13 protein-coding genes and 2 pseudogenes are annotated in these 21560 nt (G+C 62.9%); 6 read left to right on the top strand and 9 right to left on the bottom strand.

Features of this window, described 5'->3' with window-relative positions:
- The first annotated feature begins 351 nt into the window (after window positions 1-351).
- Together NKJ23_RS12010 and NKJ23_RS12005 are read left to right on the top strand one after the other, a co-directional pair.
- On the top strand, window positions 352-2721 hold the full coding sequence (locus NKJ23_RS12010) for a trimethylamine N-oxide demethylase (RefSeq protein WP_352680440.1): 2370 nt from the start codon (window positions 352-354) through the stop codon (window positions 2719-2721).
- A gap of 215 nt (window positions 2722-2936) precedes the next feature.
- On the top strand, window positions 2937-4646 hold the full coding sequence (locus NKJ23_RS12005; RefSeq protein ID WP_352680439.1) for a trimethylamine N-oxide permease: 1710 nt from the start codon (window positions 2937-2939) through the stop codon (window positions 4644-4646).
- Window positions 4647-4792: 146 nt separating this feature from the next.
- Here NKJ23_RS12005 and msuE read toward each other — a convergent pair whose 3' ends face one another.
- The 7 genes and pseudogenes from msuE to NKJ23_RS11970 form a co-directional block, all read right to left on the bottom strand.
- Window positions 4793-5353 carry an FMN reductase gene (gene msuE / locus NKJ23_RS12000; protein ID WP_352680438.1) on the bottom strand — a complete coding sequence of 187 codons (561 nt, stop codon included), beginning with the start codon at window positions 5351-5353 and terminating at the stop codon, window positions 4793-4795.
- Window positions 5354-5468: 115 nt separating this feature from the next.
- Window positions 5469-6817 (bottom strand): annotated as a pseudogene (locus NKJ23_RS11995) (LLM class flavin-dependent oxidoreductase).
- A gap of 133 nt (window positions 6818-6950) precedes the next feature.
- Window positions 6951-8444: an aldehyde dehydrogenase family protein gene (locus tag NKJ23_RS11990; RefSeq protein WP_352680437.1), complete on the bottom strand. Its 1494-nt coding sequence runs from the start codon at window positions 8442-8444 to the stop codon at window positions 6951-6953.
- A gap of 70 nt (window positions 8445-8514) precedes the next feature.
- Window positions 8515-11655 (bottom strand): efflux RND transporter permease subunit, encoded by a 3141-nt coding sequence (locus tag NKJ23_RS11985; RefSeq protein WP_352680436.1) that lies wholly within the window; start codon window positions 11653-11655, stop codon window positions 8515-8517.
- A 208-nt stretch (window positions 11656-11863) separates the two neighbouring features.
- The gene (locus NKJ23_RS11980; protein WP_352680435.1) at window positions 11864-13012 is read right to left on the bottom strand and encodes an efflux RND transporter periplasmic adaptor subunit; all 1149 of its coding nucleotides are present in this window, start codon (window positions 13010-13012) and stop codon (window positions 11864-11866) included.
- Window positions 13013-13074: 62 nt separating this feature from the next.
- Entirely contained in the window at window positions 13075-13683 is a 609-nt protein-coding gene (locus NKJ23_RS11975; protein ID WP_352680434.1) for a TetR/AcrR family transcriptional regulator, read from the bottom strand.
- A 238-nt stretch (window positions 13684-13921) separates the two neighbouring features.
- The gene (locus tag NKJ23_RS11970; RefSeq protein ID WP_352680433.1) at window positions 13922-15562 is read right to left on the bottom strand and encodes an acyl-CoA synthetase; all 1641 of its coding nucleotides are present in this window, start codon (window positions 15560-15562) and stop codon (window positions 13922-13924) included.
- A gap of 188 nt (window positions 15563-15750) precedes the next feature.
- Between NKJ23_RS11970 and NKJ23_RS11965 the strand changes: the two genes are divergently transcribed.
- The 4 genes from NKJ23_RS11965 to NKJ23_RS11950 all read left to right on the top strand — a co-directional run bounded on the left by NKJ23_RS11965 (window position 15751) and on the right by NKJ23_RS11950 (window position 19461).
- Entirely contained in the window at window positions 15751-16716 is a 966-nt protein-coding gene (locus tag NKJ23_RS11965) for a sugar-binding transcriptional regulator (RefSeq protein ID WP_352680432.1), read from the top strand.
- A gap of 84 nt (window positions 16717-16800) precedes the next feature.
- Window positions 16801-18855, top strand: a complete 2055-nt coding sequence (locus tag NKJ23_RS11960) for a bifunctional aldolase/short-chain dehydrogenase (RefSeq protein WP_352680431.1) — start codon at window positions 16801-16803, stop codon at window positions 18853-18855.
- A gap of 74 nt (window positions 18856-18929) precedes the next feature.
- Entirely contained in the window at window positions 18930-19187 is a 258-nt protein-coding gene (locus tag NKJ23_RS11955) for a type II toxin-antitoxin system RelB/DinJ family antitoxin (RefSeq protein ID WP_352680430.1), read from the top strand.
- Window position 19188: 1 nt separating this feature from the next.
- Entirely contained in the window at window positions 19189-19461 is a 273-nt protein-coding gene (locus NKJ23_RS11950; RefSeq protein WP_352575597.1) for a type II toxin-antitoxin system YafQ family toxin, read from the top strand.
- A gap of 29 nt (window positions 19462-19490) precedes the next feature.
- Here NKJ23_RS11950 and NKJ23_RS34655 read toward each other — a convergent pair.
- Window positions 19491-20332: pseudogene (locus NKJ23_RS34655) on the bottom strand (acyl-CoA thioester hydrolase/BAAT C-terminal domain-containing protein).
- Between the two features lie 157 nt (window positions 20333-20489).
- Window positions 20490-21545 carry a substrate-binding domain-containing protein gene (locus NKJ23_RS11935; RefSeq protein ID WP_352680428.1) on the bottom strand — a complete coding sequence of 352 codons (1056 nt, stop codon included), beginning with the start codon at window positions 21543-21545 and terminating at the stop codon, window positions 20490-20492.
- Window positions 21546-21560 lie beyond the last annotated feature (15 nt).

Here is a 21560-nt window from a genome sequence, read left to right as displayed (position 1 = left end):
CCCCCTCGATCCGATAGCGCGAAAGCAGCTTGTGGCCACAGGTCCGGCCGATACCGAAGCGCTGGCACAGCACGCTTACATTCGCGCCTTTCGCCGACGCCAGCCTCACAAACTCCAGCTTCTGCTTCATCACGCTTCTGTCCTCGAATGGCATCCCGAACCCCCTCGCGCAAAAGCGCAAAACTGTTCGCGATGTCCTCGCACATCTGTTCGCGATGTCCCCAGTCCAAACAAAGGGGAGAAGGGGGAGCTTATGCCACCTTCACCTTGCCAAACCCGATCCCCCTGCTATTCTTCCCGCTAAAATAATTTCACACACAGGCAAACTTGTTTCTCGAAACCAAGGTTGAGATGAGCCAGTCGCCCTACCCCGCCGTCGTCGCCGGCCCCCCCCGGCCGAGCCTCATCCTGCGGCCAGGCCAGATTACGCTGCCGGCCGGGATGGAGCGCTACTCGGTTCAGGGCAATGGCGCGGTGCTGATCGAGGTCGAGGCCGGCGACATTGTCACCGTGCGCGATGTCGAGGGCGGGCAGGCCTGCGAGTTGCTGGCATGGGACAGCAGCGACGCGACCGATCCCGGCATTCTCGGCGAGAAATCGAACAGCAATGCCGCCGGCATCAAGGCGCTGCTGGCCGAAGGCAACGATAACCTCGCTTCCTTACGCCGAGGCCTCGAGCGGCGCCAGGTGCAGCTCGACCCGGCGAAGGCGGTTCGCGTTTTCGGCGGCGCCACCCCTGCCGGTACCGAACAGACTTTTACCGTCGCCCGCAATGGGTCGATGCTGATTGCCGCGCCCGGCGGGCCGATGCTGGTCGACGGCCACGATACGGCGACGCCGCTTAGCGTCATCGTCCGCCGCGCCACCATCCGCCCTGCGGCGAAATCCAGGCTTGCCGACCCGCTGGCCGATCCCGTGCTCGACCTGCGCGTCCATTCGGCGACGGCGGAGGCCTACTTCGTCAAGGCGGGCGACTATCTGCAGATCATCGATGTCGACGGGCGCCAATGCACCGACTTCCAGTGCTTTTCGGCGCGCAAGCTGGACAAGGGCCGCGATCATCCGCTCGACGTGACGACGACGCGCACGCTGATGGGTTCGAGCTATCCGATGCCCGGTCTGCACTCGAAATACTACGACCAGGACATGGAGCCGCTGGTCGAGGTTGTGCAGGACACTTGCGGCCGCCACGATGCATTCGCGCTCGCCTGCGCGGCCAAATATTACGACGACATCGGTTATCCTGGCCATCCCAACTGCTCGGAGAATTTCAACCGCGCGCTGGCCGACAAGGGTGTCACGCCTCGCGCCGGCTGGATGGCGATCAACTTCTTCTTCAACACGGCCATCGACGCGCATGGCGTCGTGGTATCGGACGAACCGTGGTCGCGGCCGGGCGACTATGTGCTACTCAGGGCGCTCACGGACATCGTCTGCGTCTCGTCCGCCTGCCCCGACGATACGACGCCGGCCAATGGCTGGAATCTGACCGACATCCATGTGCGAACCTATCCCGGCCAGCACAAATTCTCGCGAGCGATCGCCAGACGCATGACGCCCGATTCGGAACCGAAAATGACCCGCGAGACCGCCTTTCATTCGAGCTTTGCCAAGCACACCCGCAACTTCGTCGAGTACAAGGGCTATTGGCTGGCCAATTCCTTCGCTAGGCAAGGCCCGATCGATGAATACTGGGCCTGCCGGCAGGACGCCGTGATCATGGACCTGTCGCCGCTGCGCAAGTTCGAGGTCACCGGGCCGGACTCCGAGGCGCTGCTGCAATATACGCTGACCCGCGACATCAAGAAGCTCGGCGTCGGCCAGGTCGTCTATTCCGCCATGTGCTACGAGCATGGCGGCATGATCGACGACGGCACGCTGCTCAGGCTCGGCAAGGATAATTTCCGCTGGGTCGGCGGCGACGATCTATCCGGCGAATGGCTGCGCGAGACCGCGACAAAGCTCGGCCTCAACGTGCTGGTGCGCTCGTCGACCGACCAGATGCACAATGTCGCCGTGCAGGGACCGAAGAGCCGTGACATCCTCAAAGAGATCATCTGGACCTCGCCGCTACAGCCGTCGATCGACGAGCTCGAATGGTTCCGTTTCGCCGTCGCCCGCATCGGCGGCGGCAACGGCATTCCGGTCATTGTCTCGCGCACCGGCTACACCGGCGAGCTCGGCTATGAGATCTGGTGCCATCCGCGCGACGCCGAAAAGGTGTTCGACGCGATCTGGCAGGCCGGCCAGCCGCACGGCCTGAAGCCGATGGGGCTGCAGGCGCTCGATATGGTGCGCATCGAGGCCGGGCTGATCTTTGCCGGCTACGAGTTTTCCGACCAGACGGATCCGTTCGAGGCCGGCATCGGCTTCACCGTACCGCTGAAGACCAAGAGCGACGATTTCATCGGCCGCGAGGCGCTGATCCGGCGCAAGGAAAACCCGCAGAAGAAGCTGGTCGGCCTCGACATCGACGCCAATATCGCGGTCGGCCACGGCGATTGCGTGCATGTCGGCCGAGCCCAGATCGGCGTCGTCACCTCCGGCATGCGTTCGCCGGTGCTGAACAAGACCATCGCGCTGGCCAGGCTCGACGTCGCGCATGCGGCGATCGGCACCGAGATCGAGATCGGCAAGCTCGATGGTCACAGCAAGCGGCTGCCGGCGCGCGTCGTCGCCTTTGCCCATTACGACCCGCAGAAGACCAGGCCGCGCTCCTGACCGACGCTGCCTGGTTCTTCCCTTCTCCCACAAGCGCAATGTGCACAGCGTCACAAAGCACTTGACGTGAAAGCGCGTTGGGTCAATCTTCACTGCTAAGAAAAAAATACTACTGAGCGGAAAACGCCTGGGCCGTTCAACGTGAGCGTCGATGACGCCTCGCGAGATTGCGGCTGTTGCCGATGGGGAACATCAAAAATGGGGAATCCACGTAAATGAGCACGATAGTCACCACCTTGGTGCCGCCTGCCGAAGGGCAGCTGCACCGGAACATCGATTGGCGCGGCGCCTTCTGGGTGGCAAGCGGCGTTCCGGCCCTTGTCCTGTTTTCGATCGGCGGCATCGCCGGCACCACCGGAACACTGGCCTTCCTGATCTGGGCCGTATCCATGGTCATGGGCTTCCTGCAGTCCTTCACCTATGCGGAGATCGCCGGGCTGTTCCCGAACAAATCCGGCGGCGCCTCGGTCTACGGCGCCACCGCATGGCTGCGCTATTCGAAATTCATCGCGCCGCTTTCGGTGTGGTGCAACTGGTTCGCCTGGTCGCCGGTGCTGTCGCTCGGCTGCTCGATCGCCGCTGCCTATATCCTCAACGCGCTGGCACCGGTGCCGCTGTTCACCGACACTTCGCCGGAAGTCGCCGCCTATATTGCGGCCCATGCCGGAACCAGCGCCGCCGACGCCATCACCGCGGTCACCGCGGCGGCGACGCCGGCGATCCGTAACTGGACGCTCTACGGTCACACGCTTGGCCCGGTTTCCTTCACCTTCAACGCCACCTTCTTCATCGGCGCGGTGCTGATGCTGATCATCTTCTCGATCCAGCATCGCGGCATCCTGGGCACGGCCAACGTGCAGAAATATATCGGCCTGCTGGTCATCATCCCGATGCTCATCGTCGGCGTGGTGCCGATCGTTACCGGCCAGATCAACTGGTCGAATTTCTCGCCGCTGGTGCCGCTCGCTGCAGCCTATGCGCCGGAGCCCGGCGCGTGGAACATCGCCGGCTGGACGCTGGTGCTCGGCGGCATGTTCATCGCGGCATGGTCGACCTACGGTTTCGAGACCGCGGTCTGCTACACCTCCGAGTTCAAAAACCCGGGCACCGATACCTTCAAGGCGATCTTCTACTCCGGCCTGCTGTGCATGCTGCTGTTCATCCTGGTGCCGTTCACCTTCCAGGGCGTGCTCGGCTTGAACGGCATGCTGGCGACGCCGATCGTCGACGGCTCCGGCGTTGCCGATGCGCTGGCCGGCATGGTCGGCGGCGGACAGCTGATCCACAGCCTGCTGGTGATGCTGATGATCCTGGCCCTGGTGCTCTGCATCATGACGGCGATGGCCGGCTCGTCGCGCACGCTCTATCAAGGTTCGGTCGACGGCTGGCTGCCGCGCTATCTCAGCCATGTCAACGAGCACGGCGCCCCGACGCGGGCGATGTGGACCGACCTGATCTTCAACCTGATCGTGCTGGCCATCGCCTCGGCCGACGCAACGAGCTTCTTCTTCATCCTCGCGGTGTCGAATTGCGGCTACATCATCTTCAACTTCCTTAACCTCAATGCCGGCTGGATCCACCGCATCGACAATGGCCACATCGCGCGGCCATGGAAGGCGCCGAGCTGGGTGCTCGGCCTCGGCGCTATCTTTGCCTACGTCAACGCGGTCTTCATGGGCGCCGGCGCCAAGGTGTGGAATCCGATGGCATTGTGGGCCGGGCTGATCACGGCAGCCCTGATCATCCCGGTGTTCTGCTTCCGGCATTACATCCAGGACAGGGGCAAATTCCCCGACCACATGCTGGCCGATCTCGGCATGAGCTCGTCCGACCTTGCGATGAAAAAGGCGGGGATGCTGCCCTATCTGACGCTGGTCGCCGGCGTCGTTGTGATGCTGCTCGCCAACTGGCTGTTCGTCATCTGAGGGCTGCGTTGAGGGATCGGGCGCGCAATGCGCACTCGATCCCTGCATTTTGTTCTTGCTTTGTGCCGGCAGCTATGCTATTAATTTTAGCATGGTGCTGATTCGCCCCGAGACCCGCCGCCGAGGCGGGTTTTTCTTTTTAGGGGCTATTCGGCAGCGGTGCCAGCGCGGGAGCGACCGCCAAGCGCTGCACCGATATCCTCGAGCACCTGTCCGATGCGCGCCTGGATCGTCTCGGACGCAAGCACGCCGTCGATGAAATCCCTGTCCGAAGCGTAGATCGCGGTCGGCAGCGTAAAGGCCTCGAAGAAGCCGAACAGCGGCCTCAGCTGGTGCTCGATGATCAGCGCATGCCGGTCGCCGCCGCCGGTCGCCAGCAGCACCAGCGGCTTGCCCCTGAGTGCCGTTGGGTCGACAAGATCGAAGAAGTGTTTGAACAGGCCGGTATAGCTGCCCTTGTAGGTGGGCGAGCCAACGACGAGCACGTCAGCCGCGACGACGCGCTTGAGGATATCGCCCGCTTGCGCATCCAGTTCACGCGCCCATTTGGCGCCACCGAGGCTGGGGCCGAGGTCGACGACGTCATGCGTGCTGGCGGCCAGGCCATATCTGCCGGCTACCTCGTTCACGATACGATCGACGAAGCCGCGCGTCTTGGACGGCCGGGTGAAATTGCCTGAGAAACCGACAACGGCCGGATTGGTCATGATGCAAAGCCCTCGCGATGATTTCGGGCTGCCAGCCCGCTGCTCATGACCCTATGGACATTCGGACCGAACGAAAAGAACGGATGCTTGCCACGGTCTAAAATCATTACCGGTTCTAACCAGCTTTGCGGATCGCTGCCGTCTCAGGTTGGAAGAACCGGTTTGGCGGCCGCTTCAGGCCAAGATTTTCGCGCAGGGTCGATCCTTCGTATTCGCTCCTGAAAATGCCGCGCCGCTGCAATTCGGGCACGATTTTCTCGACGAAATCATCCAATCCGGCGGGAAGATAGGGGAACATGACGTTGAACCCGTCCGAGCCTTCGGTGACCAGCCATTCCTCCATCTCGTCGGCGATGGTTTTCGAAGTGCCGACGAAGGCAAGACCGGAATAGCCGCCCAGCCGCTGCGCAAGCTGCCTGACGGTCAGGTTTTCCTTGCGCGCCAGTTCGATGACGCGCTCGCGGCCGCTCTTGCTGGCGTTGCTTTCCGGGATTTCGGGCAAGACTGAATCCGGATCGAACCGCGACGCGTCGTGGCCGAGCGCGATCGACAGCGAGGCGACGCCGCTCTCGTAGTAGACGAGGCTGTCGAGCTTGGCCCGCTTCGTCTGCGCCTCCTCGACGGTCTCGCCGACAATGACGAAGGCAGGATCTTGATGTCGTCGCGCGACCGGCCAAGTTTTTGCGCACGTTCCTTGACGTCGGCAAAGAAGCGCTGCCCCGAGGCGAGATCGGCATGGGCGGCGAAGATCACGTCGGCCGTTTCCGCGGCGAGCTGCCGTCCGGCCTCCGACGCGCCGGCCTGCACGATGACCGGCCAGCCCTGCACCGGCCGCGCGATATTGAGCGGTCCCCGCACCGAAAGATATTCGCCCTTGTGGTCGAGCACATGCAGCTTCGCCGGATCGAAATAGAGCCCGCTTTCGGCGTCGCGGATGAAGGCATCGTCGGCAAAACTGTCCCACAGGCCGGTGACGACATCATAAAACTCCCGCGCCCGGCGATAGCGCTCGTCGTGCTCGACATGCTCGTCGAGGCCGAAATTCAGCGCGGCGTCGGGATTGGATGTGGTGACGATATTCCAGCCGGCGCGCCCGCCGCTGATATGGTCGAGAGAGGCGAAACGACGGGCGATGTGGTACGGCGCGTCGAACGTCGTCGAGGCGGTTGCGATCAGCCCGATACGATCGGTGACGGCGGCAAGCGCCGACAACAGCGTGAACGGCTCGAAGGACGTGACCGTGTGGCTGCGCCGCAGCGCCTCGATCGGCATGTTGAGCACGGCCAGGTGGTCGGCCATGAAGAAGGCGTCGAACTTCGCCGCTTCCAGCCTTTGCGCGAAGTGCTTGAGATGCGCGAAATTGAAGTTGGCGTCGGGATAGGCGCCCGGGTAGCGCCAGGCGCCGGTATGAAGGCTGATGGGCCGCATGAAAGCGCCAAGCCGCAATTGTCGATTTTCTGCCATGGAAAAACGCACCGATGACGACGAGCGTAACGCTCCAATTGCTCGAGCATGGGACGGCTTTGCGGTCATGGGAAGGAATTCTGTTTTGCAAAACCAGCGTCGGGGAGCATTTTTGGTGCGGGCGGCGGACCGATCAATCGATCTTGATGAACACGCCCTTGGTGTTGAGATACTCAGCGAGGTGCTCGCCGCCGCCCTCGCGGCCGTAGCCGCTCATCTTGTAGCCGCCGAAGGGCACGGCCGGATCGATGGCGTGATAGGTGTTGACCCAGACCGAGCCGGCGCGGATCTTTCGCGACAGCTGGTGGGCGGTGGCGAGATTTTGGGTGAAGACCCCTGCAGCCAGGCCGTAAGGCGTGTTGTTGGCCCGCTCGACCGCCTCGTCCAGCGTATCGAACGGCAAGGCTGAAATCACCGGCCCGAATATCTCCTCACGGGCGATCTTCATGTCGTCCGAGACCCCGGCAAAGACGGTCGGCGCGACGAAATTGCCAGCGGCAAGCGCGCCTTCCACAAGCCGGGTGCCTCCGGTGACGAGTTTCGCCCCTTCCGCGGTGCCGGCCTCGAGGTAACCGGTGACCCGTTGCAGCTGCTTTTCGGAGACGAGCGGACCGATCTCGGTCGCCGGGTCGATGCCGTCGCCTACCCTGAGACCCTTGGCGTATGCCGCGAGCCGCTCGACGAACTCGTCATGGACGGCGCGTTCGACGAAAAGGCGCGAGCCGGCGATGCAGATCTGGCCGGAATTGGCGAACACCGACATCGCCGCCACCGGCACTGCTTTGTCGAGATCGGCATCGGCGCAGACGATGACCGGCGACTTGCCGCCGAGCTCCAGCGAGACGCGCTTGAGGTTGCCGGCCGAGGCCCGCACGATCGACTGGCCGGTCGCCGTCGAGCCGGTGAAGACGATCTTGTCGACGCCCATATGCTCGGCGAGTGCGGCACCTGCCTCGGTGCCGGTGCCGGTGACGATGTTGACGACGCCTTCCGGAACGCCGGCCTCGTTCATGATGTCGGCGATCAAAAGCGGCGTCAGCGGCGCCTCTTCCGATGGTTTCAGCACGATGGTGCAGCCGGTCGCCAGCGCCGGGCCGATCTTCCAGATCGACGCCGCCGTTGGCGCGTTCCAGGGAATGATGGCGCCGACGACGCCGACCGGCTCCTTGCGGGTGAAAGAGACGATTTCGCCGGGCAGCGAGTTGTCGATCGTCTCGCCGTGCAGCGCCGTCGCCATGCCGGCATAGTAGCGCAGCATGCCGATGACGCGGTTGCGATTGGCGCGGGTGCGTATGATCGGCATGCCCATGTCGGTGGTGTCGGAGCGGCTGATCTCTTCCCAGTGCTTTTCGAAGAGGTCGGCGATCCTCAGCAGCAGCACCTGCCGCTCGTAAGGCTTGAACCGGCTCCACGGGCCCTCGAACGCCTTGCGCGCAGCAGTCACCGCCAAGTCGATGTCCTGGCGGTCGGCGCGCGGCACCGTGGCGATGACCGCGCCGGTGGCGGGATTGCGGCTCTCCGTGGTCCGACCGGAGCGGGCATCGACCCAGCCGCCGCCGATGAACATCCGGCGATGGCGCCCGTCGATCGGCAGCCGCAGCGGTGCCTTTGTCTGAGCTATGGTCATGACTGTCCTCCTCCGGCGCCTACGCCTGGTGGGCGGATTAAACCGCCGGAGGTCACATTTGCCAACAGCTCTATTCGGCCGCCAGGGCCAGTTGCGGCCTTTCGCTTTCTTCTGCCACCTTGGCCGCCTCTTCCGTTGCCACCACCTTCTTGGGCTCCCTGCCGAAAAACAGCGCATAGGCTGCCGGCAGGACAAGGATGGTCAGCACCGTGGCGACGAGAATGCCGCCCATCATGGCGTAGGCGAGCGGTCCCCAGAAGACGCCGCGCGAGATCGGGATCAGCGCCAGCACCGCCGTCAGCGCCGTCAGCACGATCGGCCGGAACCGGCGCACCGCCGAGCCGATGATGGCCTCGGAACGCTCCACGCCGGCGGCGATGTCCTGGTCGATCTGATCGACCAGGACGATCGAGTTGCGCATGATGATGCCGAGCAGGGCGATGACACCGAGGATGGCGACGAAGCCGAACGGCGCGCCGCTGATCAAAAGTGCCGCCGCCGCGCCGATGATGCCGAGCGGACCGGTCGCCAGCACCAGCATCGCCTTGCCGAAATGCTGCAGCTGGATCATCAGCAGCACGACGATGACCGCCAGCATGATCGGCGCTTTCGCCGCAATCGAGGCCTGGCTTTCGGCCGCATCCTCGGCGCCGCCCTGGATCTCGATCTTGTAGCCGGGGGCGAGGCCGTCGCGCAGGCTCTGCATCTCGCTGTACATTTTCATGGCGACATCGTTCGGCTGCACACCGTCCGGCAGCGTGGCGCGTACGCTGATGGTCGGCAAGCGGTCGCGCCGCCATTCGACGCCTTGCTCCAGCACCGGGACCACCTTGGCGACCTGCGACAGCGGCACGGAGCCACCGAAATCGGTCGGGATATAGACGGAGTCGACCGCCGACAGCAGGTGACGGCTTGCCTCCGGCTCACGGGCGACGATCGAAACCGTCTCCTCGCCGTCGCGGAAGTCATCGAGCGGCGCTCCCGACATGGCCGCCTGCAGCATCTGGCGGATGCGCTGCGAGGTGACGCCGAGCGCACGGGCGCGATCCTGGTCGATCACCAGCTTCATCGTCGGCACCGGCTCCAGCCAGTCGTCGTGGATGGCGCCGAGCAGCGGATTTGCCTGGAACTTCGCCTTCACCTCGTCGGCGATGCGGCGCACCTCCTGGCGATCCGGACCCATGACGCGCATCTGCACCGGCCAGCCGGTCGGCGGACCAAGGAACAGGCGGTCGACCTTGGCGCGGATCGACGGGAAATCATTGGCCAGGATGGTGCGCAGCTTGACGATCAGCCGCTCGCGGGCCGGTTCGTCATTGGCCATCACCAGAAGCTGGGCGAAGTTCGGGTTGCGAAGCTGCTGGTCGAGCGGCAGGAAGAAGCGCGGCGCGCCTTCGCCGACATAGGTGGCGATGAAGCGCTTGTCCTTGTCGTCCATCATCCTGGCTTCGAGCGCCTTGGCCTGCGTCTCGACTTCCTTGATGCTGGTGCCTTCCGGCAGCCAGAGGTCGACAAGGATTTCCGGGCGCGACGATTGCGGGAAGAAATTCTGCGGGATGAACTGGAACGCCCACAGGCTGGTGGCAAACGTCATCAGCGTCATCACCAGCACGATGATGCGATGGCGCACGGCCCATGCAACGGTCGAGCGAAGACGGCGGTAGAAGCGCGTGTCGAAGACATCGTGATGGTTGCCGGCGTGCTTGCGCTGCTTCAGGATCATGTGGCCGAGCCATGGCGTGAAATAGACCGCCGCGAACCAGGACACGATCAGCGCGATGCCGACGACGTAAAAAAGGGTGCGCACATATTCGCCGGCGGTCGAGGCAGCGAACCCGACGGGAATGAAGCCGGCCGTCGTGATCAGCGTGCCGGTCAGCATCGGGAAAGCGGTCGAGGAGTAGGCGAAGCTCGCCGCCTCGACCTTGACCAAGCCTTCCTCTAGTTTTCGCTCCATCATTTCGACGACGATCATCGCGTCGTCGACCAAGAGCCCAAGAGCGATGATCAGCGCGCCGAGCGAAATGCGCTGCAGGTCGATGCCGAGCTCGTACATGATGGCGAACGTGGCGGCCAGGACCAGCGGAATGACGATCGCGATCACCAGGCCCGAGCGCCAGCCGATCGACAGGAACGATACGAAAAGCACGATCAGCAGCGCTTCGCCGAGCGCTTCCATGAACTCGCTCACAGCCTCCTTCACGACATGCGGCTGGTCGGAAATCTGATCGACCGAAACGCCATAGGGCAGCGCCTCTTCGAAGCGCTTATAGGTCGCTTCGACGTCCTTGCCGACGTCGGTGACGTTGAAGCCCTTGGCCATGACGACGCCGAGCTGGACGCTGTCGTGTCCGTTGAAACGGTACTTGCGCTGGTACGGATCCTCGAGGCCCGAGGTCACGGTGGCGATGTCGCCGAGGCGCGTCACCTGGTTCCCGGCGCGCAGGCGAAGCTCGCGGATGTCGGCCGCCCTGGTGACATCGCCCTCGACCGAAATGCGCACCGAACGCTGGCCGGTGTCGACCGAACCTGCCGGGTCGACATTGTTCTGGCCTCGGATCGCATTCTGCAGGTCGGTCAACGTCAGGCCACGTTCGGCAAGCGCCTTGGATGAAACGTCGATGTAGAGTTTTTCCGGCTGGTCGCCGATGATCACGGCCTTCTCGACACCGGGCGTCGTCAGCAGCATGTCACGCGCCTGGATGGCGAATTTCTTCAGCTCGGGATAGCTGTAGCCGTCGCCGCTGATCGAATGCAGGGTGATGAACGTGTCGCCGAATTCGTCATTGAAGTAAGGCCCGAGCAGCCCCTGCGGCAGCTCATTGGCGATATCGCCGACCTTCTTGCGCACCTGATAGAAAGCATCGGCGACCTGCGCCGGATTGGTGTCGCCCTTGACCTGCAAGGTGATGATGGCGCTGCCGGCGCGGGTGTAGGAGCGGACGAAATCGAGGTGCGGCGTTTCCTGCAGCTTGCGCTCGATCTTGTTGACGACCTGGTCCTCCATCTCCTTGATCGAGGAGCCTGGCCAGATCGCCTGGACGACCATGACGCGGAAGGTGAAATCGGGGTCTTCCTTTTGGCCCATGCGCATCAGGCCGAGCGCACCGGCGACGATGATCAGCCCGAACAGGAAGCGGGCAATGCTCGGATGGCCGATTGCCCAGCGCGAAAGATTGAAAGACCGCTTTTCATTGGTGTCGATGGTCATCGGCGTCAGTCCGTTCAATTTGATCAACAGAGCACGCGCTTTCGCATGCCCAAGGAACTTCCGATGTGGGCTTCCGGGCGGCGTGGCTTTCCGAGTTGAGAGATCTACATCGCGGTGGGACGCGAGGATCGACGTGGGGGTTACATCGACCTGAGATCTCGAAAATCGGGGGGCGCCTGCCGCCCGGAAACCGTAAATTGCCTGGCCGTCAGCGCAAGCGCCTTGCAGCGTCATCGGCCGACGCCGACTGTTGCGCCGCATCACCGGTCAGCTTGACTTTCAGATTCTCGGTCATGAACTGCGTGCCGGCGGCGACGACGACGTCACCCGGCTTCAGCCCATCGGCGACACTGACGCCGTCGGGGGTGAAGGCGGCGACCTTGACCGGATGCGCATGGACGGTCCCGCCGTTGCGGTCGACTGTCCAGACGATCGATTGGCTGTCCTTTTGCGCCAACGCGGCCAGCGGGATCGACACCAGTTGCTGCCGGTTGTCCGCCGCGGCTTCGATGGAGGCGGTCATGCCTAGCAGCACGCGAGGATCGTTGGGCAGGCTGACGCGAACGGCAAAGGTGCGCGACTGTGGATCGGCGCTGCCGGCGACTTCGCGGACCTTGCCGTCGAGCGTCAGCGCCTCATCGGACCAGAAGCCAGCCTTGACGGTCTTGCCCGGCTTGAATTCGGCGATATCGGTTTCCGGAACAGCGATCAGGACTTCCTTCTCGCCGTCGATGGCAACGGTCACCACCGGCGTGCCGGAGCCGACGACCTGGCCGACATCGGCGGCAACTGATGTGACGATGCCGTTCTTGTCCGCCTTGAGATCGGTATAGCGGACCTGGTTCTGTGCCTGGGCAAGCTGCGAGCGGGCGGAGTCGCGCGTGGCGACCGCCTGATTGTAGCTGAGCGTCGCCTGCTCGAGCTGCGACTTCGGCGCGAAATTCTTGGCGTAGAGCTGTTCGGCCCGCTTGCGCGTAAGCTCGACTGTCTCGACCTGACGGTCGGCAGCATCGAGGCTGGCCTGAGAGCTTCTCACCGAGAGCTCGTAGTCGGTGGGATCGATGCGGGCGAGAACGTCACCCGGCTTGACGCGGTCACCGATGTCGACAAGGCGCTCGGTGATCTTGCCGTTGATGCGAAAACCGAGATTCATCTCGGTGCGGGCACGCACCGATCCGGAATAGGAAAGCTGACGGGTATCGCTCGCCTTGGCGATCTCGACCACCTTGACCGGGCGGATGATCTCGGTGACCTCGGCTTTCTCCTGCGAGCAGCCGGCGAGGCCGAGAGCGGCAACGACAATCAGTGCCAGGCCGGCGGCCGGTCGCCTGTAGGTGATGGACTTGGACAAAGACACTTTTCGTACTCCCGAACTGTGGAGATGAATTGCCGACATCACCGCCCGACGGGCGGCAATGGTCATTTCTTCAAGGCTCTGATGGCAAACTCGGTAAGCTCGTCCGGCGTCGCCCGGTTCTTCTTGGCGAGGCACTGGGCCATTATCTGCGGATGAGAGAGGCTGATGATGGCAGCGCCGAAACACCGGGAAGCGATCACCGGATCCTGATCGATGAACTCGCCGGTAGCGATTCCCTCGCGGATCACTTCCGCGACCAGTTCATGGATGCTGTCGATGTGCTTTTCGATGACGTGCCAGTCGCGCTCGATGGCGACGATGACCATCTCGTGCACCTTCTCCTGGTCGATCATGGTTTCCAGCGTCCACTGATAGTGCGTATGCACATAGCGGCGGAGCTTCTCGCTGGCGGTGCCGGAACCATGGCAGGCCTCGTAGCTCAACCGGTAGCAGGTCTCGAGCATGCGGCCGCAAACCGCCTGGTGGATTTCCACCTTGGAGGCGAAGAAGCGATAGATGTTGGCAGTCGACATGCCGAGTTCGCGCGCAACGTCGGCGACGTTGGTCTTGCCGTAGCCGTAGTGGCGAAACAATCGCTCCGCGCAATCCAGGATGCGCGTGACATTTTCCTGGCGGGCGGAATCGGCGGTGGTGTCTAGGGTTTCAAGCATCTTGTTGGCCAAATTTACGACTGACGAATTTAGAATTTCGTCACTCGTAAATTGAAAACCATCATCTGTCAAGGCTCGATTTTGGCTACTAGTGACAGATGGTGACATCCCTGGACGGAGTTGGCCCATGAAACGCATTTGGTTTCCGCCGGGCGCGCCTGCAACGCCGCCCCGTGTTTATTTGCGAAGGATCTTGAAAAGATGCTTTCCGAAATCGGTTCCGTTTTCGGATCAGGCCCTAAGGCTGCTTTGCCATCTCCCGCAGCCGGAACTTCTGGATCTTGCCCGTCGAAGTCTTCGGGATTTCCGCGAAGATCACCGCTTTCGGCACCTTGAAGCGGGCGAGCAGCGCGCGGCAGTGCTCGATTACCTCGGCCTCGGTCGCCGCCTTGCCCGGCTTCAGCTCGACATAGGCGACCGGCACCTCGCCCCATTTGTCGTCGGATCTGGCGACAACGCCGCAGGAGCCGACGGCGGGATGCTTGTACAGCGCCTCCTCGACCTCGATCGAGGAGATGTTTTCGCCGCCGGAGATGATGATGTCCTTGGAACGGTCCTTGAGCTGGATGTAGCCGTCCGGATGCATGACGCCGAGGTCGCCCGAATGGAACCAGCCGCCGGCAAAGGCCTCGTCGCTCGCCTTGCGGTTCTTGAGATAGCCTTTCATGACGATGTTGCCGCGGAACATCACCTCGCCGATGGTCTCGCCGTCGGCCGGCGTCTCTTGCATCGTCTGCGGGTCCATCACAGTCAGGCCTTCGAGCGCGGCATAGCGCACGCCTTGCCTGGCCTTCTTCGCCGCCCTCGCCCCTTTCTCCAGCCGGTCCCACTCGCCATGCCATTCGTTGACGACGGCCGGGCCATAGGTTTCGGTCAGGCCGTAGAGATGGGTGACGGCAAAGCCCGCATCGGCCATGCCCGACAGCACCGCCTCAGGCGGCGGCGCCGCGGCGGTATTGAAGGTGACGGTCTGCGGAAACTGCCGCTTGTCCTCGTCCCTGGCGTTGATCAGCACCGACATGACGATGGGTGCACCGCACAGATGGGTGACGCCATGATCGGCGATGGCGTCGTAGATCGGCTTCGGCCGCACCCAGCGCAGGCAGACATGCGTGCCGGCCTGCACGGCAAGCGTCCAGGGAAAGCACCAGCCGTTGCAGTGGAACATCGGCAACGTCCACAGATAGACCGGGTGCTTGCCCATCCCGGCATGGATGGTGTTGGCATAGGCCATCAGTGCCGCGCCCCGATGGTGACAGACGACGCCCTTCGGATTGCCTGTCGTGCCGGAGGTGTAGTTGAGCGAAATGGCATCCCATTCGTCGTCCGGCATCGACCAGGCGAAATCCTCGTCGCCGTCGGCGACTAACGCCTCATAGTCCAGCGTGCCGATCCGCTCCCCCTTGGGATAGGGCGCATCGGCGGCATAGTCGGGATCGTCGTAATCGATCAGCAGCGGCCTGACCTTGGCCAGCGTCAGCGCTTGCCGAACCACGCCGGCGAATTCGCGGTCGACGATCAGCACCTTGCTTTCGGCATGATCGAGCTGGAAGGCAATGACGGCGGCGTCGAGGCGGGTGTTGAGCGAATGCAGCACCGCCTTGGTCATCGGCACGCCGAAATGCGCTTCCAGCATCGGCGGTGTGTTGGACAGCATGACGGTGACGGTGTCGTCCTTACCGATACCGCGCTTGGCCAGCGCCGAGGCAAGCCTCAGCGAGCGCTTCCAGAAATCGCGATAGGTCGTGCGCTGGCGGCCATGGATGATGGCGGTCTGATCGGGAAAGGTTTTTGCCGCCCGCTCAAAATAGGTCAGCGGCGTCAGCGGCTGGTGGTTGGCCGGGTTCCTGTCGAGGTCCTGTTCGTAGGGATTGCCCATCCCGTCCTCCGCAATGTGTTCGTCGAGAACTTTAGCTACCGGCTTCCGACCCGTCACCACCAACGATGCCATCATAGACCGCGTTTGGCACAAGAATGGTCTAGATTCGGCGAGCGAAAGGGCATCTATGCCTTCCTCCCAATTTGACTTTTGTCGAGAGCCGTGAATAATGTCAGCGAGGAGATGGCATGGCGATCCGACCGGCAGAACAGCTTATCCACAAGGCCGCCTGGCTTTACTATGCACACGGCCTGCGCCAGGACCAGGTGGCCAGCCAGCTCAAGATTTCCCGTGCCTCGGTGGCGATGTATCTGCGCAAGGCGCGCGAGACCGGCATCGTCAACATCTCGACCTCGACCCAGCTTTTCACCGACGACGTGCTGGCGCGCAAGCTGGAAGACGCGCTGAAGCTCGACGCGGTCTGGATCGCGCCGGAAAACGGCTATGTCGCCGACCCCTCGACCGACATCGCGGTGCTGGCGGCAAGCGTCTTTCTCGAGCTGATCAGGAAAGGCGACCGCATCGGCGTCGCCTGGGGACGGACGGTCTACACCATCGCCGACATCATGTCCTATGCCGATCTGCAGGACGTCACCGTGGTGCAGCTCTGCGGCAATCTGGGAGCCCCCTATTCGTACCGGCCGGACCAATGCACGATGGAAATCGCGCGCCGGCTCAATGCCAAGGGGCTGAATTTCTACGCGCCGCTGGTGCTGACGACGGAAGAACTGGCACGCGGCCTGCGCGCCGAGCCGGTGATCCGCGAGCAATTGTCGGGCATCGGCGAATGCGACCTGGCGCTGTATTCGGTAGGCTCGGTGGACACCGACAGCCATCTGGTCAAATGCGGCGCGCTGACGCCAAGCGAAATGGCTGTATTGCGCAAGGCGGGTGCGGCCGGCGTCATCGCCGGGCAGATCATCGATACCGAAGGCCAGGCGCTCGACTGCAGCTACAACCGCCGGCTGATTTCGGCAGAGCTGTCATCGCTGCGCAGGATCGGAAAGCGCCTTGTGGTGGTGCAGGAAGACAGCAAGTTCGAACCGCTCGTCGCGGCGATCGCCGGCGGGCTCTGCACCCATCTCGTCGTCGGCGCGCGCATGGCACGACGGCTGCTCGACCATGCCGGAGCAGCAGCAGAAGAGGTCGCCTGATACCTAGTTTCAGCCGCCGACGCATTGTCATCAAGGCGTCGCGGTATTCCTGTTCACAACAAAGAGAAATCGGACGAAGCTGACATGAAGAACCTTTGGAATGACGGCGAGGCGGAGAAGCTGGTCGCCGACTATGCTAAAAAGGGTGTGGCCCGCGACCTGGCGCTGCGCGTCTATACGACCAGGCTGCTGGGCGGCGAGCCGCGGCTCGTCCTGCATGGCGGCGGCAACACATCGTGCAAGACCAGGGCCACGGACCTTGTCGGCGACGAATGGGACGTGCTCTGCGTCAAGGGCAGCGGCTGGGACATGGGCGTCATCGAGCCGCAGGGCCTGCCGGCGGTCAAGCTCGGCGCGCTGTTGAAGGCGCGGTCGCTCAAGAAGCTCTCCGACGAGGACATGGTCGCGCTGCAGCGGGCGAACCTCATCGATCCGTCCTCGCCCAACCCTTCGGTCGAGACGCTGCTGCACGCCTTCCTGCCGCATAAATTCGTCGACCACACGCATTCGACGGCGATCCTGGCCATCGTCGACCAGGACGACAGCGAGCCGCTGAGCAGAAAAGTGTTCGGCGAGAAAATGGGGTTCGTGCCTTACATCATGCCGGGCTTCGATCTGGCGAAGGCTGCCGCCGACATCTTCGACGCCGATCCGACGGTCGAGGGCCTGATCCTCGACAAGCACGGCATTTTCACCTTCGGCGACGATGCCAGGCAGGCCTATGACCGGATGATCCATTATGTGAACGTCGCCGAGGATTTCATCGCCGGGAACGGCAAGCCGCGCACCGAAAAAGTGGCACTGCCGGCCAGGCTGGCGAAGCCTGCGGAGATTGCGCCGATGCTGCGCGGCGCGGTGGCGGTGGCACGCGGCGAAGGCCGCTTCGATCGGATGATCAGCGATTTCCGCACCTCGGATGCGATCGTCGATTTCATCAATTCGGCAAAAATTGCCGACTATGCCGGGCGCGGCGTGTCGACACCCGACCTGTCGATCCGCATCAAAACCGGACCGATGGCACTGCCGGCGCCCGACGCGGACAAGGTCGGCGACTACAAATCCGTCATCCGCCAGCATGTCGAGAAATTCGCCAAGGACTATCGCGCCTATTTCGAAACCAATGATGCGCTCGACGACGTGAAGCGCACCATGCTCGACCCGATGCCGCGGCTGACGCTGGTGCCCGGCCTCGGCATGTTCGGCCACGGCCGCACGCTGAAGGATGCGAAGATTGCCTCGGACGTCGGCGAAATGTGGATCGAGGCGGTACGCGGCGCCGAAGCCGTCGGCGATTTCCGCCCGCTCTCCAAAAGCGATCTGTTCCCGCTCGAATACTGGTCGCTGGAACAGGCCAAGCTCGCCGCCAACAAGCCGAAGCCGCTGACCGGCCAGGTGGTGCTGGTCACCGGCGGCGCCGGCGCGATCGGTGCTGCCACGGCAAAGCTGTTCGCCGACAACGGTGCCCATGCCGTCGTCGTCGATCTCGATGGGTCAAGGGCTGCCGAGGCGGCAAAAAAGGCCGGCAACGGTTCGATCGGCATTGGCGCCGACATCACCGATCCGGTGCAGATGCGCGCCGCCTTCGACAAAGCGGTCGCCGTCTTCGGCGGCCTCGACATTCTCGTCTCCAATGCCGGTGCTGCCTGGGAGGGCCGGATCGGCGAGCTCGACGACGCCACCTTGCGCAAAAGCTTCGAACTCAATTTCTTCGCTCATCAGTCGGCGGCGCAGAATGCCGTGCGCATCATGCTGGAACAGGGCACCGGCGGCGTGCTGTTGTTCAACACCTCCAAGCAGGCGGTCAATCCGGGGCCGAAGTTCGGCGCCTATGGCATTCCCAAGGCGGCAACGTTGTTCCTGTCCAGGCAATATGCGCTCGACTACGGCGCCCATGGCATCCGCTCCAATGCCGTCAACGCCGACCGCATCCGTTCGGGGCTGTTGACCGATGCCATGATCGCCAGCCGCTCGGGCGCGCGCGGCGTGTCGGAGAAGGAGTACATGTCGGGCAACCTGCTCGGGCAGGAAGTGACGGCAGAAGACGTCGCCCAGGCCTTCCTGCATCAGGCGCTGGCCGAGCGGACCACCGCCGATGTGACGACGGTCGATGGCGGCAACATCGCGGCGGCGCTGCGGTAGGCGTGATCGGGGATCACACTTGCGAAATTGGTATTTTGTAGCTACATTGTGGCCAAACCTCAAGGAGTCACGATATGGCAACGGGTACCGTCGTCCGTGCTCGGATCGATACGGCGACAAAGGATCAGGCAACGGAAGCGTTGGCGGCGATGGGATTGTCCGTTTCCGACGCCATCCGCCTGCTGCTGGTCCGCGTCGCCGCCGACAAGGAGTTTCCCTTTCCGGTGAAAGTGCCGAACGCAACCACTCGGAAGGCGATGACGGAATTGGAGCGTGGCAAGGGCAAGCGCTTCGCCTCGGCCGATGAGTTGTTCAAGGATCTGAGCATCTGACGTGCTGACGCCCGTTCGCTCCGGGCAATTCCGCCGGGACGTGAAACGTGCGGAGAAGCGCGGCAAAGACCTTGGTAAATTGCGCGAACTGCTAGGCCTTCTGCTCGCCGAGAATGATCTACCGGCGACTTACAAGGACCACCCCCTCAAGGGCGATTGGAAAGGCTATCGTGACGCTCACATGGAACCGGACTGGCTCTTGATCTATCGTGTTGCCGGTGACGAGCTACAGCTTGCTCGCACCGGCTCACATTCCGATCTGTTCAACGAGTAGCCGAGACAGGTGCGCATTTGAGAATTTTGCTAAAGTAGTTCTCGGATGCCTTCCCAAGCCTTTTGGCCCAGCTTTGAATCGGCCTCGTCGTTGCCTCCGTGTGCGTGCAATGTCGAGCGTGGGGTATTTTCGCCTGGCAAGAGAATGCGGTGACCCGCATCCGGCGACGAAATGAGATGAGTGACCTTACCTGCTTCGCCGCACCGCTGAACGATATGTTTCGCGAACGATAGAGAGGGCCATAGTGCATCGTCGCCACCGGCGACGAGCAGAATCTCGGCCGATGCGGTCTCAACAGGGATCGTCGCCGCCTTTGATTTCTGCTAAGGTTTTCAAATAATTTTCGAAAAGTCCCCTGTAGGACACCTGGTCATCGACGTACTCTGGTGTCCTCAATCTGGATCTGTCGGCACAAACGGCAGCGCGATGCCTCGAGCGACCATGAGGATCGTTCAGGCCAGCTGACACCATCGCGGCCCGCACCGATATTTCCCCAAACTACGGATGACGGGCTGATTGCGGCCACAGCGTTGATTCGCTGATCGTGGACCGCGGCAAGCAATGAGGCCTCGGCACCCTTGGACGTGCCCACATAGACGATGCGACGGCACCCTGTTTCAATGAGATAATCGGTTGCCGCAAAGAACGTTTCCAGGGGAATCTCACATATTCCGGGAACCCGGCCTTCACCGCCAAACCACTGCAGAGCCAAGGCCGATGCACCCGCATTTGCAAAGAGCCGCGCGCGACCGACGTCAACACGGCCGCTCGATCCACCCAACACCACAACGCCCGTGGTGGCCTTCAAGCATCGAAAAAATGTTCCGGCGACGGCGCCGGTAAGACTTTCCTCTACCGCCCGCACCTCCATGTAACCGTCAATCCTGGGTTTCGATTGTCCAATCGGCCCGCAAAACCGGTGGCTGCGACAATTGCAATTCGGCGGTCCGGCACGCCAGACATCTTCGACAAAAAGGCCGCCTGCAACAAGCTGCTGCAGACGGCTATTGTTTTGCTCGTGCCGAAAATTACTTCGCGTTCGGGTTCGGCATCCAGGCCGGCATGGCGACATCGGCATGGGCGAACTGCGGCAGCTTGGCCGAGAGGTCCTCCATGTTCTTGATGTCCTTGTCGAGCAGATCCTTCTGGGTGATCAGCGTCGGCGGCACGATGACGTTGTGGCCGGGATCCTCGCCGGCCAAGAGCTGCGCCAGCGCACGCACCGAGACCTGGCCGACGACGGCCGGGTTGGTGGCGGCGGTTGCCGCCCAGGCGCTGTCCGGCTCGCGCATCGCGGCGATGTCCGAGGTCGAGATGTCGGCCGAATAGATCTTGATGTCCTTGTTCAGCCCGGCCTCGTCGACTGCGATCTTCACGCCCTTGGCGAATTCGTCATAGGGCGCGAACATCACCTTGATGTCGGGATGGGCCGACAACACCGAGCGGGCCTGGTTGGCGACCGAATTGGCGATCGGATTGTCGAGCGTGCCGAACATGGCGGCTTCGTCGATGCCCGAATATTTCTTCTTGAATTCGACCCAGGTCTCGTTGCGGCGATCGAGCGGCGCGATGCCGGCGACATAGACATAGCCGGCCTTCCAGCTCTCGCCATTGTCCTTGACCGCCTGTTCGAGCGCCAGGCGGGCGAGGTCGCGGTCGGACTGTTCGATCTGCGGGATCTTGGGGTTTTCGACATTGACGTCGAAGGCGACGACCTTGATGCCGGCATCGACCGCGCGCTGGGCGGCGTCCTTCATCGATTCCGTCAAGCCGTGCTGGATGATGATGCCCTGGACGCCGAGCGCGATGGCCTGGTCGACCATGTCCGCCTGAAGCGCCGCGTCCTGGCGGCTGTCGAGCACGCGCAGGTCGACGCCGAGCGCCTTGGCCTGCGCCTCGACGCCGGACAGATAGGCCTGGAAGAAGTCGCCGGTCGAGAGATAGCGGACCAGCGCTATCTTGACGGCGCCCGGCTTGTCGAACGGCGCCGGCCTGTCCTGCGCCATCGCCGGCAACTGCATCAGCAATGTTGCGCCGACAAGCCCGAGCGCTGCCTTCCCCAAAAGTCTTCTTGTGATGTTCACGTCGCTTCCTCCACT

Origin of the sequence: Mesorhizobium sp. M0184 (assembly GCF_040322215.1) — a bacterium.
Lineage (GTDB): Bacteria > Pseudomonadota > Alphaproteobacteria > Rhizobiales > Rhizobiaceae > Mesorhizobium.
The sequence above is the reverse complement of the archived record's forward strand: the minus strand, read 5'-3'. Positions and strand labels throughout refer to the sequence as shown.